The organism is Pseudoalteromonas sp. CO325X, assembly GCF_004208955.1.
Classification (GTDB): Bacteria; Pseudomonadota; Gammaproteobacteria; order Enterobacterales; family Alteromonadaceae; genus Pseudoalteromonas; species Pseudoalteromonas ruthenica.
Map to the genome: position 1 here is coordinate 310,366 of NZ_SGPG01000032.1, position 19,508 is coordinate 329,873.

A 19,508-nucleotide genomic window follows, 5' to 3' on the forward strand; every position below is an offset into this window, starting at 1 on the left:
TGCCGCCTTATTTGTCTTGCTTGCTCTTGTAATCTTTGATTGCTGCTTGGATTGCATCTTCCGCTAGGATTGAACAGTGAATTTTCACTGGTGGTAACTCTAGCTCTGCACTGATATCGGTATTTTTGATAGTCGCCGCTTCATCTAAAGTTTTGCCTTTCACCCATTCGGTGACTAGCGATGATGATGCGATTGCACTACCACAGCCATAGGTTTTGAACTTTGCGTCTTCGATGACACCTGTATCAGATACCTTGATTTGCAGCTTCATAACGTCGCCACACGCAGGTGCGCCGACCATACCAGTTGCAACGCTCGGATCGTTTTTGTCTAGAACGCCCACGTTACGTGGGTTTTCAACATGATCAATTACTTTATCACTGTATGCCATAACTTTTACCTCGCTACCTTGTCATTCGCCAAGGCTTAATGATGTGCCCATTCAACCGATTCTAAATCAATCCCTTCTTGGTGCATCTCCCACAACGGAGACATTTCACGCAAACGGCCAATGGACTCTTTAATAAGTTTTACGGTGTAATCGATTTCCTCTTCAGTGGTGAAACGACCAATACTGAAGCGAATCGAGCTGTGTGCTAGCTCATCGTTACGACCTAGTGCACGCAGCACGTAAGACGGCTCCAAGCTTGCTGAGGTACAGGCTGAGCCAGAAGATACGGCAATGTCTTTCACTGCCATTAACAGCGACTCACCCTCAACAAAGTTGAAGCTAATGTTGGTAATACCAGGAACAGACTGCTCCGGTGCACCGTTAAAATACACTTCGTCCATGTCGTTCATAATGCCGTCAATTAAACGCTGACGTAGGGCACTAATGTGCGCATGGTCTTTATCAAAATCTTGTTTGGCATAGCGGAATGCTGCACCCATACCAACGATTTGATGCGTTGCCAGCGTGCCCGAGCGCATACCACGCTCATGACCACCACCGTGCATTTGTGCTTCTAAACGCGCACGTGGCTTACGGCGTACATATAATGCACCAATGCCTTTAGGGCCATATACTTTGTGGCCTGAAAATGACATGAAGTCGACTTTCAGCTCTTGTAAGTCAATTTTCACCTTACCGGCGCTTTGAGCGGCGTCGACATGGAACATAATTTTACGTTCGCGACACATCTCACCGATGGTGGCGATGTCTTGAATAACACCTAGTTCGTTATTTACGTGCATCACGCTCACCAAAATGGTGTCGTCACGCATTGCTGCTTCCAGCTTTTTCAAATCAAGTAGGCCGTTTTCTTCAACGTCCATATAAGTCACTTCAAAGCCCTGACGCTCAAGCTCACGACAGGTATCGATCACCGCTTTGTGCTCGGTACGCACGGTAATCACGTGCTTACCTTTTTTCTTATAAAAGTTAGCGGCGCCTTTAATAGCTAGGTTATTCGATTCAGTCGCACCTGAAGTAAATACAATTTCACGGGCATCGGCGTTGATTAAATCGGCAATGTCGTGACGCGCCTGATCGACCGCTTCTTCCGCTTGCCAACCGAAGCGGTGTGAACGCGATGCGGGGTTACCAAAATTACCTTCCATTGTCAGGCATTGCATCATTTCTTCGGCAACGCGCGGGTCCACCGGCGTTGTTGCTGCATAATCTAAATAAATCGGTAACTTCATTACTTTCTCCGCTTACGGCAACCTAGTTGCTTACAGTTGACAGCTGACTTGAATATTTTCTAACTTGCTAATGGCATCATTAAGCTGTTTATCTTGGCGATCGGCCACTTCTTTAATGTCAGATTTGCTGACTAACTCAGATAAACTAATACCATGTAAAAACTCTTCTATGCGCTGACTTAAGTCAGACCACAAAGTGTGGGTCAAACAGCGCATGCCGCTTTGACACCCACCATCAGCGCCATGACAACGAGTGGCATCCACCGACTCATTAACCGCACTGATAACATCGCCGACCGAAATAGCACCGGCTTCTTTACCTAGTAAATAACCGCCGCCTGGACCGCGCACTGAGGTCACTAACCCTTGCTTACGTAGGCGAGCGAATAATTGTTCAAGATAAGATAATGAGATTTCCTGCCGCTGTGAAATATCGGCAAGGGGAACGGGCCCTGCATCGGTGTGCAGCGCAACATCGAGCATCGCGGTAACCGCATATCTGCCTTTGGATGTTAACTTCATATCGCCCCCATACTCTTCAAGAGTGTGAATTTTAATTACCTGAGTATTAGAGTCAAGTATTTACTGGAAGTACTTGAGTAAAATACTCGGGTATTGACTGTCATTGTAATTACCTGAGTAAAATAGTCAAGTATTAACCTGCAGTGTATAGAGGGACCACGAGCGCCCCTTCATAGTGGCGCTCTAGTGACGTTTCTGAGTATCAGTCTTGGTTGTTTTGCTGTTTATCTACGGAAGTCAGCATACCGCGCAGAATATTGAGCTCTTGTTGCTCTGGGCGGGCACGGTTAAACAAACGTTTGAGTTTTGTCATCACCTGACCAGGGTGCTGTTTGATGATAAACCCGGTGTTGCTAAAGGTACTTTGCAAGTGTTCATAGAAGCGCTGCATTTGTTCGTTGGTGGGGTACTCGTTGTCGTCTTGTTCGACCGCTTGCTCTTGAGTATCTAAAAACTGCATGCGCGTCTCATAACACAGAGTTTGTACCGCCATGGCTAGGTTCAATGAGCTGTAATCTGGGTTCGCCGGAATACAGACATGGAAATTACATAGCTGCAACTCTTCATTGGTTAAGCCGCTGTTTTCACGACCAAAAACCAATGCCACAGGGCTGCTCTCGCCCTCTTTAACAAGTTTTTCACCGCATTGACGAGGGTCTACCATCGGCCAGCTCAAAGTGCGAGAACGGGCGCTAGTGCCGATGGCCAATACACAGCCTTCAAGTGCTTGCTCTAGCGTATCGACCACCTGAGCCTGCCCTAAAACATCCGTAGCACCAGCTGCGAGTGCGCTGGCATGACTATCAATTTCACAGGCCGGGTCAACAAGATAAAGGTTACTAAAACCCATGGTTTTCATTGCTCGAGCCGCCGAGCCAATATTACCTGAATGCGAGGTGTTAACCAAAACGATGCGAATGTTCTCAAGTGCCATAGTACGGTGTTTATTCTTTAGTAAATTACAATACGCCGTAGTTTATCATAACCCTAGGTAGAGAGCCGCTGAAAAATTTTTCTAAGCAAAACAGCACTGCACAAAAAATCATCAGGTTATTTTTACTCGCGTATTTACTTTAGTTGAAAAACCGCTAGAATACGCCGGCTCGAAATATTGTTCTTTTACAACCCAAAGGTAATGCTATGCATCCGATGTTAAACATTGCGATTCGCGCTGCGCGAAACGCAAGCAAGGTGATTTTGCGCGCCTGTGAAGATTTATCAAAAGTAGAAGCCAGCCAAAAAGGCAGCAATGACTTTGTAACCAGCGTTGATAAAGAGGCGGAAGCCGTTATTCGCGAAACCATCTTAAAATCTTACCCTAACCACAGTATTATAGGGGAAGAGTTAGGCCAACATAATGGCACTGATGCTGACTACCTTTGGGTGATCGATCCCCTCGATGGCACCACTAACTTCATTAAAGATATCCCGCACTTCTGCGTCTCTATTGCCTTAAAGGTAAAAGGCCGTATCGAACAGGCCGTTGTCTATGATCCTATCCGTGGTGAGCTTTTCACTGCAAGTCGAGGTCAAGGCGCGCAACTTAATAGCAAGCGTATTCGTGTTAGTAACGCTAAAGAGCTTTCTGGCACAGTGCTAGCCACAGGCTTCCCATTTAAGCAAAAGCATCACATGGATGCCTACATGGAAGCGTTTAAATCGCTATTTGTATACACTGCCGATATTCGTCGTGCAGGCTCTGCCGCGTTAGATATGGCCTATGTGGCGGCAGGCCGTGTTGATGGCTTCTTTGAGATTGGTTTGAAGCCTTGGGATACCGCTGCCGGTCAACTATTGGTAAAAGAAGCCGGTGGTTTGGTGATGGATTTTGCTGGCGGGGCTAACCACGAGAAAAGCGGTAATGTGATCTGCGGTTCACCAAAACTCGCTAAAGCTATTGTAAAAGAGATTCGCCCGGTATTAACAGAGTCATTACTGAAGTAATGTCGTGACCGGCGCTTGAACTATCAAGCATAATAGAAAAAACGCGAGCTTAGGCTCGCGTTTTTTATTGCTCTCTAAAAACCGTAGTTAAAGCTGACGCCTGCAACTCTTGGCTCGGCATATTGCACATAAGTTTGCGCGATATAACCATTCACCGGGTTATTGCCGAATTTAAAGCCGCGATTGTAGTAGTCTTTATCTAGGGCATTGCGCACCCAGAAGTTCACTCCCCAATATTCGGCTTGGTAGCCAACACTGGCATTAACGAGGTTGTAGCTCGGCGACTTTGAATTATGGCTATTTGAGAAATAGTATTCGTCTTTGCCTTCTACCCCTAAGTTCACGAATAGCGCGTCGGTGATGTCAAAACGGGCGTTCAATGCATACTGATAATGGGGCGCTTGCGCTTGATCGCGGTCACTTTGATCAACGCCCTCAGCGGTAACAAAACCATCGATTTCACTGTCCAGTGCACCGACACTGCCCGTTAAGGTTAAGCGCTTAGAAACAGCATACTCGCCTTCAATTTCAAGGCCGTAGTTTTCGCCGCTGTTGCCGTTATCAAAGTAGCCTGCGAACTGCTGGTCTTCGGTTTTCCAGGCTTTTAGCTGGATATTATCGCGATACATATAAAACGCGGTGATGCGCAAATTAAGGCGCTTATCGGCTGAGCTGCCCTTCACGCCGAACTCAGCATTCCACAAGTACTCTGGGTCGAAAGTGCGATGGTTTAAGAAAAAATCAGCATCTTGGCTTAACCCTTCATCATTGGCCTTGGCGATGGCTTCGGCATTGATACCACCGGCTTTGTAGCCTCGGCTGATACTGGTATAAATCATCGTTCTCGGCACTACTTGATACTCAAGCGCCACTTTTGCACCGACCATGGTGTCGTCCACATTCTCGACGACCGCAGCGGAGTCACTGTATTGGCCCTCATTGCGCTCTACGCGAAGTCCCGTGACCAACCGCGTTTTGTCGCTGATAGGCGTTTCTATTTGCCCATATAAGGCAATATTTTCACTGTCATAGGTCGATGTGAAATCACTGGCATTCCAGGTGTACTGACGCAATAAGTCAACATCGCGAGATTGGTAATATAGCCCAGTGACCCAATTCCCCGCTTTACCGCTAAGTTGTAGCTCTGCGGTGTAATCTTGACGGTCACGTTGATAACTGTCAGTGGAGCTGTAAGCGTAGGGATGCAAGCCCTCTAAACACAACGCTGGCTGCTCGGGGTCATTACACACCCAATCTTCATCGTAACTATACAAAAGGTCAGCGTCTAAACCGGTTAAGTTAAATTGCACATCGGCAAAGTTAAAGCCACTGTAGATGTTGCTCAGCCCCACAGCAACACTCTCTTGAGTATCTTTACCTGGCTCATCAGCCACACTGATACGGGAATTATCTAAGGTGAACGCATCGTAGCCGTTATCAATATCCATATAATGAGCAACGAGCTCCGTACGCCAATGCTCAGTAATTTGCGAGTGCAGCTTTATGCGGGCGACTTGCTCATCAATATTTTGACTGTTGCTATCAAGGTATTGGTTATCAACATAGCCGTCTGACTTATTTTGATAGAAGCTCGCGCGCACACTGCTTTTTTCACCAAACCCGGTGCCTGCAGCAATACCGGCATCCCACGCATTGTAGTTACCCGCACCGAGCTTCACCTTAACACTAGGCTCCAAGGTTGGCTCAGCGCTTTCCATGTGGATCATCCCCGCAAGCGCATCGGCACCAAAACGCGTGCCTTGTGGGCCTCGATAAATCTCTACTTGGTCAACATCAAACAGCATTGCGGCGCCGCCAAGGCCGGAATAATTAATACCATCAATCACCACTCCGACCGATGGATTAACAGGGTCAACAAACTGCGAACGCAAGCCGATACCACGAATTTGCACAAACTTACCGCGCGACGCGCCGGCAGTAAAATTCACATTGGCAGCTTGGTTAAGTAGCTCATCTAAATATTTGGCTTCGCGGGAGGCAATATCGGCCTCGGAGAACAAGCTTGCGCTAGCGCTAAGCTCTTGGATTGATTCGCTTTTAAAGTCACCCGTTACAATGATCTTTTCAATATCACTTTCATCAGCGTGTGCACTGAGACTCAAACTTTGAGCCACGGCACAGGCCAGCAAACATAGACGTGCATTCATGCGCAGCTTGGCATCCCTAGTGGATTAAAAAAGGAACACCGAGTCTAGCAAAATCAGGCCATTAAATGAATATCTGTGGGGGCTAAAGCTTAGAACGTTTACCTTTAAGATAAGCGTTGCGAAAGTCAATAAAATGCTCGGCGAGCTTGGTTGCTGCTTGGTGCTGTTCAGCTAACTCTAAAACCATAATAGCCACTTCAGCAGTCCCTAGCTGATGCTCATGTGGGGCAATACGTAAGCGGTAGTCCGAGACCTGCTCAGGGGCAATGGATAGCACCGGAAAACCATCTAAATAAGGCGATTTACGCATCATTTTTTTCGCCTCACGCCAAGTGCCATCAAGGAAAATAAACAAAGGCGTTTTACCTTTAATAGGCTGCACCTCAGTACAGACTCGTTGTGGTTCAACGCCTTGCTCCGGGAACACCACCCACGGCTGGTAACGACTATCTTCTAATAGCGCTAATAAGGCAGGATCTGGATCGGTTCTATCCCAGCGAAAAGCAAAGTTCTGCGGCACGATATCGGCAATGAGCCGACCGGTATTGGAGGGTTTAAAACTCTCGTTATGATACATCAGCAAACACACGGCAACATCACAAGGCACCGTTTCAACCCCGGCACAAATACATAATGACCGCGCTAACAAGCAGTGTTCACAACGGCTGAGCTTACTGCCTCGGGCTTTGTATTCGCGTTTGGCATCAGCAATTTGCTTCGCACGAAGTTTTAATACAGAATTAGTCACCACATACCTCAGGTCGACGATAGCCGCTTATTGTAAGCGAATTAAGGATGCAAGAACATGGTTAACCTAACCAATAGCGCGCGATTACGCTTTCGCCTTATGGATCTTAGCGACGCCGAACTATTGTACGAACTAGACCAAGACCCTGAGGTGATGCGCTACATTAATGGCGGAACGCCCACCTCCAGAGCAAGCATCAACGAAGTTTTTCTGCCTCGCCTTCGCGCCTACCATAATCCTGCAAAGGGCTGGGGCATTTGGCAAGTGAACCGTATTGCAGATGATGCCTATCTCGGCTGGATACTTGTGCGCCCTTTTGATTTTTTCAGTGACGCACCAAAATGGCACGATATTGAACTCGGTTGGCGCTTTAAACACTCAGCATGGGGCCAAGGTTATGCCACTGAAGCGGCTCATGCGGTGCTCCATGGTCTTGCTGAACAGCAACCAGAAATACGTTACTTCAGCGCCATTGCGATGGCCGAAAATCTCGGTTCCATCGCCGTCATGAAGCGCCTAGGCATGCGCTTTCAGCGCCAGTATGTACACCATGATCCACTGGGGGACTGGCCCGTTGTCCACTATCAATTAGCGGTGTAACCCACTGTAATGTGAAGTCCCAGCGTTTGAATCTACATTGGTTAGTACACCTAACAGGCACTAAGTGCGTGTTAACCGTCATTACCCTATTGATTCAAGGAGCTGAATATGAGGCTACCCCTCATTGCTGTTGCCACTGTTGGCGCACTCAGTACGTTTGCTAACGGCCATGCGCAAACAACACCCACACAACAGTTAACCCCCCATTTACCCAAAGACATCAGCGTCACCGAGCCGGTCACGTTGCAATCGTTACAGCATGACTTTGATGTATTCTCTTGGCAGTCCTTTATTGCTCTGAATTGGCCTGCAAACGCAGACGGTCTGCCGGATACCAGCAAAACCATAGGCCAACAAGGCAACGCTGTGGTATGGCAGCACTACAAGGAAAGTCGCGATATATTTTTAGCTAACGGCGCCAAACCGCCCGGCTGGAAAGAGCACAACCCGCCGCCAACCCAGTGCGATGCACCTAATAATGCCTTAGTGCTGTCGCAAGTGGGTAAAACTCCGAATGTGCTTGATGAAAGCGGTGAGCCGTTTCAAACCGGGCCACTGATAGATCAAAATGGCCAGTACACTCGCTTTGAAATTCTCACCAATAAAAAGATGTTCGATTACATCGTTGATAACGAACTCTATAACCAGCAAGGGCAACATAAATTCAAAGGCGACGCTGACTTCCCGTTTACCGATACCAGTAAGGATAAAGACGGCGCTATTATGATAAAGGCCGCTTGGAAAGTGATGGGCCCGGGCGATGACCGCAGCCGTTTTTATACCGTAGATGCCTATGTGTATAACAACCCCGACGAAAACCAGGGAGTTCAAGCTGCGTGCCAATTGCAGCGGGTTGGTTTAGTTGGCTTTCATATCGCCACAAAAGTAGAAGGCAATCCACAATGGATTTGGTCTACCTTCGAGCATGTTAATAATGCGCCCACGCAAGGCCAGCCGGCAACTAAGCAGAGCTACAACTATTACCAGCCCAACTGCGATGATTGCACTGCGGTGAATAACCCGCCGCCACGCCCTTGGGATCCAAGCACACCCCATACGCAGCCCTCGCAGGTCGAACGCGTAATTGCAATTGACGAGGCAACCAACAAGCTGAACCAGGAATATCATGCCCAACTCAAGCACGCCTTTGCCGAAAGCGTTTGGGTGAACTACGAACTAGTGAGCACTCAGTGGCCCACAGACGCTAACAGTAAAACGGATCCAACCGGCGTCCCAGCCCCCAGCTTTCTGGCCAATACCACCTTGGAGACCTACATACAAGGCGAGGTTAAACAAACGTCATCAAGCTGTATTGGCTGTCACAACAATGCCGCCATGACCAATGGCCGCTTTGCTGATTTCACTTACCTACTACAACGTGCACAAGCCAAAGGAGAAAAGTAATGAGTAAAATGGATAATTTCATCGGCTTGAGTGCCGTTTTAACAGGCTTTGCCGAGAGCAAACTCGCGCCGCAAATCGACCCTATTGATATCAAATCTGAGTACCTGCCGCTGTGGCAAGAAAAGGTTGATGAGCAAAGTAACGGCTTAAGCAGCAAAATTCTCGCCACTTACAGTGACCTAAAAAGCGTTCAACCGCCCTTGTCAGACCAAAAAATTGGTGAGGCCATGCTCAGCGAGCGCAACGGCGCTGACTTCACCATGGCCTGCCGACAACTGATTTACCTTTGGTATATGGGGGCCTGGCCCAGTGTCCCAAAGGACAATAGTCGTACCGACTTCACCATAGTGTCAAGTAAAGCTTACTCTGCAGGGCTGGTGTGGCAGGTCATGCAAGCCCACCCTATGGGCGATTCGAATGAACGTTACGGCTATTGGGCGGAGAAACCCAGCGCCACATTAAGTGACTTTACCGGCCACAGCAGCGAGCAATAAGGAGTAACATGATGAATAGCAAAACCGAATATGATGTGGTGATTGTCGGCGCAGGAATCGCAGGTGCCATTGTCGCCTACGAGCTTGGCAAAGCAGGTAAAAAAGTACTTATTTTAGAGGCTGGGCCTGCAGTGCCGGCTGATCGCTCCAAATATATGGATACTTTTTTTAAAGCTGCCGCGAAAACACCCGAAAGCCCGTATCCACCGGCAACACAGAATGCAGTGGCAAATAGCCCAAACAACCCCCTTGGCTTACCCGATCCCAGTACCGAAAATACACCAAGATACACAGTATTACAAGTGGATGCTTGGCGTAAACCGACACAATGTTACTTTGATTATCCACCGCAAGATGCCAATGTCAGCGGCACAAGTTTAAATGCTAAGTTTGCTTTTGCCAGCTCCTACGAACGCATCGGTGGCGGTACCACATGGCATTGGTTAGGCACCTGCTTGCGCTTGCTACCACAAGATTTTGAGCTTAAAACCTTGTATGGCCAAGGGGTTGATTGGCCCGGTGGTGAGCAGTTTTATCAGGACTTAGTGCCGTTTTATGAAAAAGCGGACCAAGAGATAAACGTCGCTGGCGATAAACAGCGGATGCAGCGCCTGTATGAACAGTTTGGCGTCGACCCCAGCGGCACCTACGGTAGTAATTATGACTTCCCCATGCCGGGGATCGTCCCTGCCCTACAAGACAGAGTCTACGAGCATGCCACCTTGGGCATGAAGTATGAGGGCAATGAAGTCTATGTATCGCCAACGCCACAGGGACGAAACTCTCGCCCCGGTGAGCGCCGCCAATGCGCCGGCAACACCAACTGCATACCCATTTGCCCTATTCAGGCTAAATATGATGCCACCGTGACCTTGGCTCGAGCACTGCAAACCGGGAATGTTGAGATTCGCTATCAACATGTGGCAAGCAATATCCAGCTCGATAGCACGACCCAACAGGTATGCGCCATTGATTACATCAGCTATACCCATGCCAACGGCATTGCCACAGGTCAGGGTTCGGTCACTGGCAAACGCTTTGTGCTTGCCGCACACGCTATTGAAACTCCGAAGCTACTGCTTATGTCGAATAAAAACCCAGGCTTCGAGAATGGGGTTGCTAACAGCAGCGATCAAGTGGGCCGCAATCTCATGGACCACATTATGTATTTAGGCTGGGGACTAGCAGAGAAGCCAATTTACCCGTATCGCGGTCCACTTTCCACAGGTGGCATCGAATCGCTACGCGATGGGGATTTTCGTAAACAGCGCTCAGCTTATCGCATCGAGATTGGTAATGAGGGCTGGCAATGGGCTGCTAATGATCCCGGCACGACGCTCGCTGATTTCATATTTGGGCAAAACAATAGTCAGTTGAACGGCAACTCGGTGAATCAACAAGGCCAAGAGCTACGCTTAGATGATAACTTACCGGCGAATAGTAAGTTGTTCGGTCAACAATTGGTGCATACCTTGAATCAGGCTTACACCCGCCAACTGCGTTTAGGTTACCTAATTGAGCAACTCCCCGATGCCAATAACCGAGTCGAGCTATCTTCGACGCTGAAGGACAACCTTGGCTTACCAAGACCCAAGGTCACCTACCGCTTGGCATCCGATTACGAGCGTAAGGCGTTTGTTTCGGCGAAACAAATTACCACAGAGCTGTTCAACCAATTAGGCGCCACCGAATATACTCAAGACCCCGGCGAGCCCAACCTCAGTAATGCCGAGGATGCCTCGGCGACAAAATTCCAATACCAGGATGACAGTGGCACCTTACATAATTTTAAGTTTTATGGCGCAGGACATATCGTTGGCACCTATCGCATGGGTGATGACCCAGCGACCTCGGTGCTTAACCACCGCCAACAATCATGGGACCATGCTAACCTGTATATGGTGGGAAGCGGTGTGTTTCCAACCATTGGTACTGGTAACCCCACATTGACGATCGCCGCCTTGGCATTTCAAGGTGCTGGCCACATACTCGACGATTTAGCAGGAGCTTAATGCCATGCGCTTTTTATCTTTGACTTACTATGCCTTACTTACAAGCATCGCCACCATGGCTCTGAGCACCTATGTGTATGCTGAGTCAGCAAAAAGCATTTTAACCACCGATTCGTTTGCTACGCTAGAGCAGCAAGTAATGCAGTGGGGGGAGCCAAAAAACACTCTGGTAGTGATGGATAACGACGATACGCTGACGATGATCGCCTGCGCTGATGACCAATCCCCGAGTGAATGCCAGTATCTCGGTGGGGCCGCTTGGTATGCGTGGCAAAGTGAGTTAGTCGCTGCGCAATCAGGTCCGCGTGTCGCCGACACAAGTCTGGAGCTTATTGAAGCCTCTGACCTATTATTTGCGCTTAACACCATGGTTTACACTCGAGATAACGTCCCTGCCATATTGGCACGGTTAAGCAGTCAAGGGGTGAGGCTAATGGTTGAGACGGCACGCGGTAACCAAACGATTTCTGCTACAGAAGACCAGTTTACCGACTTAACACTACCAGATGGCGGCGATTTACTGAGCTTTTTTGCCACCCATGCGCCCAAGTTTGCAGGACTTGCTAGTAAAGCCAGCCCCTACTCATCGTGTGATAGTGACAGCCAGCGTCGCATTTCTTATCGCCAAGGCGTGATATATTTGGCAGGCCAAGATAAAGGCAAAAATCTACTGTGCTTTGTAAATCAGTACAACGACACGCTATCTCCCGATAAGCAAATTCGTAATATCGTCTTTATTGATGACACACTGGAGAATGTCGAAAGTATAAACCAGGCATTTGCAACTCAAGCGCAGTTTAACGTTGCCGCCTACCACTACACGGCGCTGGCAGCGCATAAAGCGGCACTGACCCAAGGGCCAATGGCTAAAAAGCACCAAGCAAAGGCCACCGAACGCTGGTGTAAGGTAATAAAAACCATGACCAAGGAGCTGATAAAGCCAAGCTACACCCGCGAGTGCCGCTGAAAAAAGAATATTCCTCCTAGCTTATTTAAGCTAGGAGGAAGTACTAGCCAAAACGAAAGCGTTTGCGAACATAGTCAAAAGCACTTAAATTAGCTTTTCATCAATACTAATGAGTAATGAACTACTTCGAACAAAGCAACTATCCACTTTACATAACAACAGATGCTAAGTTTTTTTATAAGACAATGAATCGCCTTAGCTGAAAACAATGACCACACTCGGTGCTAATACTCTTTAGCAAATAAGAAATGTTTGAAAATTATGGTTTTTACTACCTAGTAATCAGAATCATCTTTCGCGTTATGAGAAAAAAGTTTGAAAAATAGAAAGAAGATAAAGCAGGCTAAATTGAGCGAAACAAGGCTATTTATAAATAAAGCAATATTTTCATTGTTTTGCTGGCTTAGCGGTTTAGCAGGGCTCACAGTACCTATAGTTGCGCTTTTTACTGGCCATATCAGTAGCCTTAGGAAGTATGGGCCGCCTGGAGAGACCTACTTCTTCACATCTTCTCCTTTGACCTTCATATTTATCGTACTGCTTTATTTTGGCTCTTCTCTATTTATACTGCTAGCACCGACACTATTCAATGAAACATTTTTCCCGAAGAAAATAAAAAGAAAGAATAAAAAGTGATTACTTTTAAGTTACTTTATCTTCCTATCGCACCCCAATTACATTGCTGAATTCAATTTTTATGTTCCTGTCACTGTTAAACAATTAAGTATAAATATCAAACATAAAAAACCCGGCTTAGTGCCGGGTTTTTAAATTCAGTTAAAGAAGCTTACTTCTTCTTTTTTGCAGCCTTTTTGTTTGGTAGGTCAGTGATTGACCCTTCGAAAATTTCAGCCGCGAGACCGATTGACTCATTGAGCGTTGGGTGTGCGTGGATGGTTAAAGCGATGTCTTCGGCATCGGCGCCCATTTCCACACCTAGACCAATCTCACCCAGCATTTCGCCAGCGTTGATACCGATCATTGCGCCACCGATAAGACGATCTGTGTCTTTATCGAAAATGAGTTTAGTTTGACCTTCGGTGCGTGATGAAGCAATCGCACGACCTGAAGCAGCCCATGGGAATACCGCTGTTTCAATATTCAGCCCTTGCTCTTTTGCTTCTTTCTCAGTAACACCGACCCATGCAATTTCAGGGTCTGTGTAGGCAATTGAAGGAATGCACTTAGGATCAAAGTAGTGCTTCTTGCCAGAGATTACTTCAGCGGCAACATGGCCTTCATGAACGGCTTTGTGAGCAAGCATAGGCTGGCCAACGATGTCACCAATGGCATAAATATGCTCAACATTGGTCTTCATTTGCTTATCAGTGTTGATAAAGCCGCGCTCATCAACGTTAACACCGGCTTTGTCGGCATCAACCAACTTACCATTTGGTGTACGACCAACAGCAACTAATACTTTGTCGTAACGCACAGGCTCCGCCGGCGCATTTTTGCCTTCAAAAGTCACGTATAGACCGTCGTCTTTCGCTTCAACACCCGTTACCTTAGTCGATAGCATGACGTTGAACTTGTCTTTAACGTACTTCTGGTAAATCTTGATAACGTCTTTGTCCGCAGCCGGAACTAGCTGATCAGCAAATTCAACAACGTCGATTTGTGAGCCTAGAGCGCGGTATACAGTGCCCATTTCTAGACCGATAATACCACCACCTAGTACCAGCAGTTTTTCTGGTACGTCTTTAAGCTCAAGCGCGCCAGTCGAGTCAATAACACGCTCGTCTTCAGGGATGAAAGGTAGGTTCACCGGCTGTGAACCAGCCGCGATAATAGCATTATCAAAAGTGATGGTGGTTTTGCCGTCATCGCTTTCTACGTCAATGGTGTTGCTGCCAGTGAATTTACCGTAGCCGCTCACGACTTTCACTTTACGCATTTTTGCCATGCCGTCTAGGCCACCAGTCAGCTGACCAATAACAGAATCCTTCCAATCGCGGATCTTGTCTAGGTCAATTTCAGGCTTGCCAAAAGAAACACCATGTGACGCCATTTCGCTCGCGTCATCAATCACTTTAGCAACGTGTAGAAGTGCTTTTGAAGGGATACAACCGACATTCAAGCACACACCACCTAGGGTCGCGCGTGACTCAACGAGGGTCACTTCCAAACCTAAATCCGCAGCACGGAATGCCGCAGAGTAACCACCAGGACCACCGCCTAGTACAACGACTTGTGTTTTGATTTCGTTGCTCATGCTATTACCTTATTTTGTCCGAACGGGAAGCAATGACACGGTTTGCTGTCAGCATGCCATCGCTCACAAAAATTGTGCAAAGATTGTATCATTGCAATTTAAAAAAATCCCAGTAAAAACCGATTACTGGGATTAAAGTTCATTATCTGTATGGCTTACATTACCAAGTGGCGAATATCGCTTAGGTAATTAGCCAGAGTCACAGTAAAGCGTGCTGCCAGCGCACCGTCAATAACACGGTGGTCGTAAGAGCAGCTTAGCGGCACCATTAAGCGCGGCTCAAACTCTTTACCATTCCACTTCGGTTTGAAGTCTGACTTAGAGACACCCAAAATAGCCACCTCAGGCGCATTGACGATAGGCGTAAACGCAGTGCCGCCGATGCCACCGAGGCTAGAGATGGTGAAGCAACCGCCCTGCATATCGGCCGAGGTTAGCTTACCATCGCGGGCCTTTTTGGAGATATCCATAAGCTCGCGTGATAACTCCATAATGCCTTTTTTGTTGACATCACGAACCACAGGAACAACGAGACCATTAGGGGTATCAACCGCAATGCCGATGTGTACATACTTTTTCAGAATCAAGCTCTCGCCGTCTTCTGAAAGTGACGAGTTAAAGGTTGGGAACTCTTCCAACGCTTTGGCCGCCGCTTTCATCACAAACACCAATGGGGTGATCTTAACGCCCAGCTTTTTCTTCTCAGCCAGCGCGTTTTGCTCTTTACGGAATGCCTCTAAGCTGGTGATATCGGCTTCATCGTATTGGGTTACATGAGGAATATGTACCCAGTTACGGTGTAAGTTAGCACCAGACAGCTTTTGAATACGCGACAGCTTCTTCTCTTCGACTTCACCAAACTTGCTGAAGTCGACTTTTGGCCATGGGATCAAGTCGACACCTGCACCGCTACCGCCTTTACCTGCGCTACCGGATTCAACTTGCTTCACTAAGTCTTTAACATAGTTTTGCACGTCTTCTTTTAACACCCGGTTTTTACGGCCTGTACCTTTGACTTTCGCCAGGTTAATACCAAACTCACGGGCCAAACGGCGCACTACCGGAGAAGCATGGGCATAATCAGCATTTTCAACGAAGTCTTCACGCTTCGCCGGCGCTGGGCCACTGGCCTTGTGCTCTTGCGGTTGCGCGTCGCTTGCTGTTGTTGATTGCTGCTTAGCCGGAGCCTGTTGCTGTGCAGGGGCACTGCCTTGCACCTCAAAGGTAAAGATTAAGCTACCTGTTTTCACGGTATCGCCCACGGCAACTTTCACTTCTTTTACTTTGCCGGCAAAAGGAGCAGGCACTTCCATAGAAGCTTTATCGCCTTCAACGTTAAGAATCGACTGCTCTTCATCAACGGTGTCGCCGGCACTGACCACCACTTCGGTCACTTCCACTTCGTCGCCGCCAATATCCGGCACCGTCACTTCTTTAACTTCAACACTGCCGCTGTCTTTGTCTGCTTTCGCTTCTTGCTTGTCGCTATCGCTTGAGCTTGGGCTCTCGGCACTGCCACCGCCTGCGGTTTCAAAGATAAATACCAGCGACCCTGTTTTTACGGTGTCGCCGACATTGATTTTGATTTCTTTAACTTTACCAGCTTGTGGCGCAGGCACTTCCATAGAAGCTTTATCGCCTTCAACGTTAAGAATTGATTGTTCTTCTTCAACGCTATCACCGACACTGACCATAATTTCGGTGACTTCAACTTCGTCATCACCAATATCAGGCACAGTAATTTCCACCTCGGCGCCGGCTTGATTGCTAGCACCGCTGTTGTCATCACTGCTGTCTGCCGCCTCGCTTGGCTCGGCACCGGCATTGCCTTGCTCGCCTTCGAAAATCATAATCAAAGTGCCAGTAGAGACGGTATCGCCCTCTTTCACTTTGATCTCTTTTACTACGCCCGCTTCGCTGGCAGGTACTTCCATAGAGGCTTTATCACCTTCTACGGTAATCAAAGATTGCTCAACTTCAACCTTGTCGCCTACCGAGACAAGCACTTCGGTGACTTCAACTTCATCGCCACCAATATCAGGTACGTTAATTTCAATGCTCATTTGCAAACCCCTTAAGCGTGCAGCGGGTTAATCTTGTCGGCATCAATGTCGAACTTCTTGATTGCTTCTGCAATCACAGATTTTTCTACATCGCCACGTTTCGCTAATTCTGTTAGTGCAGCAACCACCACGTAACCTGCATTCACCTCGAAGTGACGGCGCAGATTCTCGCGGCTGTCGGAGCGGCCATAGCCATCGGTACCCAGTACGCGATATGACTCAGCCGGGATGAAAGCACGAATTTGTTCGGCGTAGTTCTTCATGTAGTCGGTAGCTGCAATCGCAGGCTCTTCACCTAATACAGTTTGCAGATACGGCACTTTCGCCTCTGCCTCTGGGTGCAGCATGTTATAACGGTCGGCCTCTTGACCATCACGGGTGATCTCATTAAACGAGGTTACCGAGAATATATCAGAGCTAACGCCGTAGTCATCACTTAGAATTTGCGCTGCTTTGCGCACTTCGTTCATGATCGTACCCGAGCTTAATAGCTGCACTTTGCCCTTGTTACCTTCGTAGCTTTCAAGCTTATAAATACCCTTACGGATCCCTTCTTCCGCACCTTCCGGCATGGCTGGCTGATGATAGTTTTCGTTCATCAACGTCAGGTAGTAGTAGATATTTTCTTGGTCTTCACCATACATACGGCGAATACCATCTTGCACGATAACCGCCACTTCATAGCCGAAGGTTGGGTCATAAGAAATACAGTTCGGCACGGTGTTCGCAAGAATATGGCTGTGGCCATCTTCGTGCTGCAACCCTTCACCATTAAGCGTTGTTCGCCCTGCGGTGGCACCGAGTAAGAAGCCACGCGCTTGTTGGTCACCGGCCATCCACGCCATATCACCTACACGTTGGAAACCAAACATCGAGTAGTAGATATAGAACGGGATCATCGGTAGATCGTTAGTGCTGTATGAGGTCGCCGCAGCAACCCATGAGGACATCGCACCGAGCTCGTTAATACCTTCTTGCAACACCTGACCTTTTTGGTCTTCTTTATAGTAAGCAACGATATCACGATCTTCCGGGCTGTAATTTTGGCCCCGTGGATTATAAATACCAATTTGACGGAACAAGCCTTCCATACCGAAGGTACGTGCTTCGTCGGCAATAATTGGCACAATGTTTTTGCCAATGCCTTTGTCTTTTAGCAATACATTAAGAGTACGCACAAATGCCATGGTGGTGGAAATATCACGCTTTTGCTCTTCAAGTAATTGCTTGAACGCATCCATCTGCGGCAACTGCAACTGTTCGCTGAAATTAGGCAAACGCGTTGGCGTGTAACCATGCAGCTCTTTACGACGGGCGTGCATATACTCGTACTCTTTTGAGCCTTCTTCTAAGGTCAGGTACGGTAAGTCTTTAAGCTCATCTTCGGAAACAAGATCTTCTAACCCTAGGCGCTTACGTAAGTGAGCCACGTGGGTCATGTCCATTTTCTTCACTTGGTGAGCAATGTTTTTACCTTCGGCGGCATCGCCCATGCCATAACCTTTAACGGTTTTCGCTAAGATCACCGTAGGACGGCCCTTAGTATCTTGTGCCGCTTTAAAGGCTGCGAATAGCTTCGATGGCTCGTGACCACCGCGCTTTAAGGCAAAGATTTCGTCGTCGGTCATATCGGCAACAAGTGCCGCCGTTTCTGGGTAACGACCGAAGAAGTGCTCGCGCACATAGGCACCGTCTTTAGACTTATAGGTTTGGTAATCGCCGTCAACCGTTTCGTTCATCAGCTGTAGCAATTTACCTGTGGTGTCTTTAGCCAGTAATTTATCCCAGCCACTGCCCCACACGACTTTGATGACGTTCCAACCAGCCCCTTTGAACAGGCCTTCAAGCTCTTGGATAATCTTGCCATTACCCATAACTGGGCCATCAAGACGCTGCAGGTTACAGTTAATTAGGTAGCATAAGTTGTCCAAGCCTTCACGAGCAGCAAAGGAAATTGCGCCCCGTGATTCTGGCTCATCCATTTCACCATCACCTAGGAAGGCATAAACGCGTTGGTTGCTGGTGTCTTTCAGGCCACGACCTTCAAGATACTTGAGGAAGCGAGCTTGATAGATTGAAGCGATAGGACCTAGACCCATAGACACGGTTGGGAACTGCCAAAACTCAGGCATCAACTTAGGGTGTGGGTATGAAGGTAACCCTTTTCCATCTACTTCTTGGCGGAAGTTATCAAGCTGCTCTGCGCTCAGGCGCCCTTCGACGAAGGCACGTGCATAAATACCCGGTGAAATGTGACCTTGGTAATACACCAAATCACCACCGTCTTGCTCATTTGGCGCGCGGAAGAAGTGGTTGAAGCAAACTTCATAAAATGCCGCTGATGATTGGAAAGACGCCATGTGTCCACCCAAGTCAAGATCCTTTTTCGAGGCACGCAGAACAATCATAATCGCATTCCAGCGAATGATAGAGCGGATACGACGCTCAACGTTCACATCACCTGGGTACGCTGGCTCTTGGTCAGCGGGGATGGTATTGACGTAGTTTGTGGTAGTGCCAGTTGGCATATCTACGCCATCAAGACGTGCTTGCTCTAGCACTTGTTCAAGGATGTATTGAGCTCGCTCAACGCCCTCTTCACGCACAACCGACTCAAGGGCTTGTAGCCATTCCTGGGTTTCGAGTGCGTCTACGTCAACGTTATTGACTTCAGACATATGGAGTTTTCCTTATGTTTAAAATACGAATTTAAAATGCCAAAAAGCC

At 47.9% G+C, this 19,508-nt stretch carries 15 protein-coding genes; 6 read left to right on the forward strand and 9 right to left on the reverse strand.

The genetic code is table 11. The features are described 5' to 3' along the window. Window positions 1-7: 7 nt before the first annotated feature. The 4 genes from iscU to trmJ all read right to left on the reverse strand — a co-directional run bounded on the left by iscU (window position 8) and on the right by trmJ (window position 3,100). Window positions 8-391, reverse strand: coding sequence for a Fe-S cluster assembly scaffold IscU (gene iscU / locus EXT46_RS16945; protein WP_022943774.1), 384 nt, complete (start codon window positions 389-391; stop codon window positions 8-10). Between the two features lie 35 nt (window positions 392-426). Next, window positions 427-1,644 (reverse strand): IscS subfamily cysteine desulfurase, encoded by a 1,218-nt coding sequence (locus EXT46_RS16950; RefSeq protein WP_045980587.1) that lies wholly within the window; start codon window positions 1,642-1,644, stop codon window positions 427-429. A 30-nt stretch (window positions 1,645-1,674) separates the two neighbouring features. Further along, window positions 1,675-2,166, reverse strand: a complete 492-nt coding sequence (gene iscR / locus EXT46_RS16955) for a Fe-S cluster assembly transcriptional regulator IscR (RefSeq protein WP_022945495.1) — start codon at window positions 2,164-2,166, stop codon at window positions 1,675-1,677. 202 nt (window positions 2,167-2,368) lie between these two features. After that, the gene (gene trmJ / locus EXT46_RS16960; protein ID WP_022945496.1) at window positions 2,369-3,100 is read right to left on the reverse strand and encodes a tRNA (cytosine(32)/uridine(32)-2'-O)-methyltransferase TrmJ; all 732 of its coding nucleotides are present in this window, start codon (window positions 3,098-3,100) and stop codon (window positions 2,369-2,371) included. Window positions 3,101-3,306: 206 nt separating this feature from the next. Here trmJ and suhB point away from each other — a divergent pair, with 206 nt between their 5' ends. Beyond that, window positions 3,307-4,110, forward strand: coding sequence for an inositol-1-monophosphatase (gene suhB, locus EXT46_RS16965; protein WP_022945497.1), 804 nt, complete (start codon window positions 3,307-3,309; stop codon window positions 4,108-4,110). A gap of 74 nt (window positions 4,111-4,184) precedes the next feature. Here the strand turns inward: suhB and EXT46_RS16970 are convergent, their stop codons facing one another. Next, on the reverse strand, window positions 4,185-6,278 hold the full coding sequence (locus EXT46_RS16970) for a TonB-dependent receptor (RefSeq protein WP_130148715.1): 2,094 nt from the start codon (window positions 6,276-6,278) through the stop codon (window positions 4,185-4,187). Between the two features lie 82 nt (window positions 6,279-6,360). After that, window positions 6,361-7,026, reverse strand: coding sequence for a tRNA-uridine aminocarboxypropyltransferase (locus tag EXT46_RS16975; RefSeq protein WP_130148717.1), 666 nt, complete (start codon window positions 7,024-7,026; stop codon window positions 6,361-6,363). A gap of 57 nt (window positions 7,027-7,083) precedes the next feature. On the opposite strand from EXT46_RS16975, the gene EXT46_RS16980 reads away from it, so the two are divergent. From EXT46_RS16980 to EXT46_RS17000, 5 genes are all read left to right on the forward strand, one after another. After that, window positions 7,084-7,626: a GNAT family N-acetyltransferase gene (locus tag EXT46_RS16980; protein ID WP_130148719.1), complete on the forward strand. Its 543-nt coding sequence runs from the start codon at window positions 7,084-7,086 to the stop codon at window positions 7,624-7,626. A gap of 108 nt (window positions 7,627-7,734) precedes the next feature. Further along, on the forward strand, window positions 7,735-9,030 hold the full coding sequence (locus tag EXT46_RS16985) for a hypothetical protein (RefSeq protein ID WP_130148721.1): 1,296 nt from the start codon (window positions 7,735-7,737) through the stop codon (window positions 9,028-9,030). Continuing rightward, window positions 9,030-9,524, forward strand: a complete 495-nt coding sequence (locus EXT46_RS16990; RefSeq protein ID WP_045980583.1) for a hypothetical protein — start codon at window positions 9,030-9,032, stop codon at window positions 9,522-9,524. The genes EXT46_RS16985 and EXT46_RS16990 overlap by 1 nt, the downstream gene beginning before the upstream one ends. A gap of 8 nt (window positions 9,525-9,532) precedes the next feature. Continuing rightward, on the forward strand, window positions 9,533-11,536 hold the full coding sequence (locus tag EXT46_RS16995; protein WP_240701157.1) for a GMC family oxidoreductase: 2,004 nt from the start codon (window positions 9,533-9,535) through the stop codon (window positions 11,534-11,536). Window positions 11,537-11,540: 4 nt separating this feature from the next. Further along, window positions 11,541-12,503, forward strand: a complete 963-nt coding sequence (locus EXT46_RS17000; protein WP_130148723.1) for a DUF2608 domain-containing protein — start codon at window positions 11,541-11,543, stop codon at window positions 12,501-12,503. Between the two features lie 787 nt (window positions 12,504-13,290). Here EXT46_RS17000 and lpdA read toward each other — a convergent pair. The 3 genes from lpdA to aceE form a co-directional block, all read right to left on the reverse strand. After that, entirely contained in the window at window positions 13,291-14,718 is a 1,428-nt protein-coding gene (gene lpdA, locus EXT46_RS17005) for a dihydrolipoyl dehydrogenase (RefSeq protein ID WP_130148725.1), read from the reverse strand. Window positions 14,719-14,873: 155 nt separating this feature from the next. Next, entirely contained in the window at window positions 14,874-16,781 is a 1,908-nt protein-coding gene (gene aceF / locus EXT46_RS17010; protein WP_130148727.1) for a pyruvate dehydrogenase complex dihydrolipoyllysine-residue acetyltransferase, read from the reverse strand. Window positions 16,782-16,792: 11 nt separating this feature from the next. Next, window positions 16,793-19,459 carry a pyruvate dehydrogenase (acetyl-transferring), homodimeric type gene (gene aceE, locus EXT46_RS17015; protein ID WP_130148729.1) on the reverse strand — a complete coding sequence of 889 codons (2,667 nt, stop codon included), beginning with the start codon at window positions 19,457-19,459 and terminating at the stop codon, window positions 16,793-16,795. Between the last annotated feature and the right edge of the window lie 49 nt (window positions 19,460-19,508).

Bases quoted from the DNA above. Each gene is read 5' to 3' on its own strand.
- trmJ (WP_022945496.1), bottom strand. From the start codon at position 3,100: ATGGCACTTGAGAACATTCGCATCGTTTTGGTTAACACCTCGCATTCA.
- EXT46_RS16970 (WP_130148715.1), bottom strand. From the start codon at position 6,278: ATGAATGCACGTCTATGTTTGCTGGCCTGTGCCGTGGCTCAAAGTTTG.
- EXT46_RS16995 (WP_240701157.1), top strand. From the start codon at position 9,533: ATGATGAATAGCAAAACCGAATATGATGTGGTGATTGTCGGCGCAGGA.
- aceE (WP_130148729.1), bottom strand. From the start codon at position 19,459: ATGTCTGAAGTCAATAACGTTGACGTAGACGCACTCGAAACCCAGGAA.
- EXT46_RS16980 (WP_130148719.1), top strand. From the start codon at position 7,084: ATGGTTAACCTAACCAATAGCGCGCGATTACGCTTTCGCCTTATGGAT.
- EXT46_RS16950 (WP_045980587.1), bottom strand. From the start codon at position 1,644: ATGAAGTTACCGATTTATTTAGATTATGCAGCAACAACGCCGGTGGAC.
- aceF (WP_130148727.1), bottom strand. From the start codon at position 16,781: ATGAGCATTGAAATTAACGTACCTGATATTGGTGGCGATGAAGTTGAA.
- suhB (WP_022945497.1), top strand. From the start codon at position 3,307: ATGCATCCGATGTTAAACATTGCGATTCGCGCTGCGCGAAACGCAAGC.
- EXT46_RS16990 (WP_045980583.1), top strand. From the start codon at position 9,030: ATGAGTAAAATGGATAATTTCATCGGCTTGAGTGCCGTTTTAACAGGC.
- EXT46_RS17000 (WP_130148723.1), top strand. From the start codon at position 11,541: ATGCGCTTTTTATCTTTGACTTACTATGCCTTACTTACAAGCATCGCC.
- EXT46_RS16985 (WP_130148721.1), top strand. From the start codon at position 7,735: ATGAGGCTACCCCTCATTGCTGTTGCCACTGTTGGCGCACTCAGTACG.
- iscU (WP_022943774.1), bottom strand. From the start codon at position 391: ATGGCATACAGTGATAAAGTAATTGATCATGTTGAAAACCCACGTAAC.
- iscR (WP_022945495.1), bottom strand. From the start codon at position 2,166: ATGAAGTTAACATCCAAAGGCAGATATGCGGTTACCGCGATGCTCGAT.
- lpdA (WP_130148725.1), bottom strand. From the start codon at position 14,718: ATGAGCAACGAAATCAAAACACAAGTCGTTGTACTAGGCGGTGGTCCT.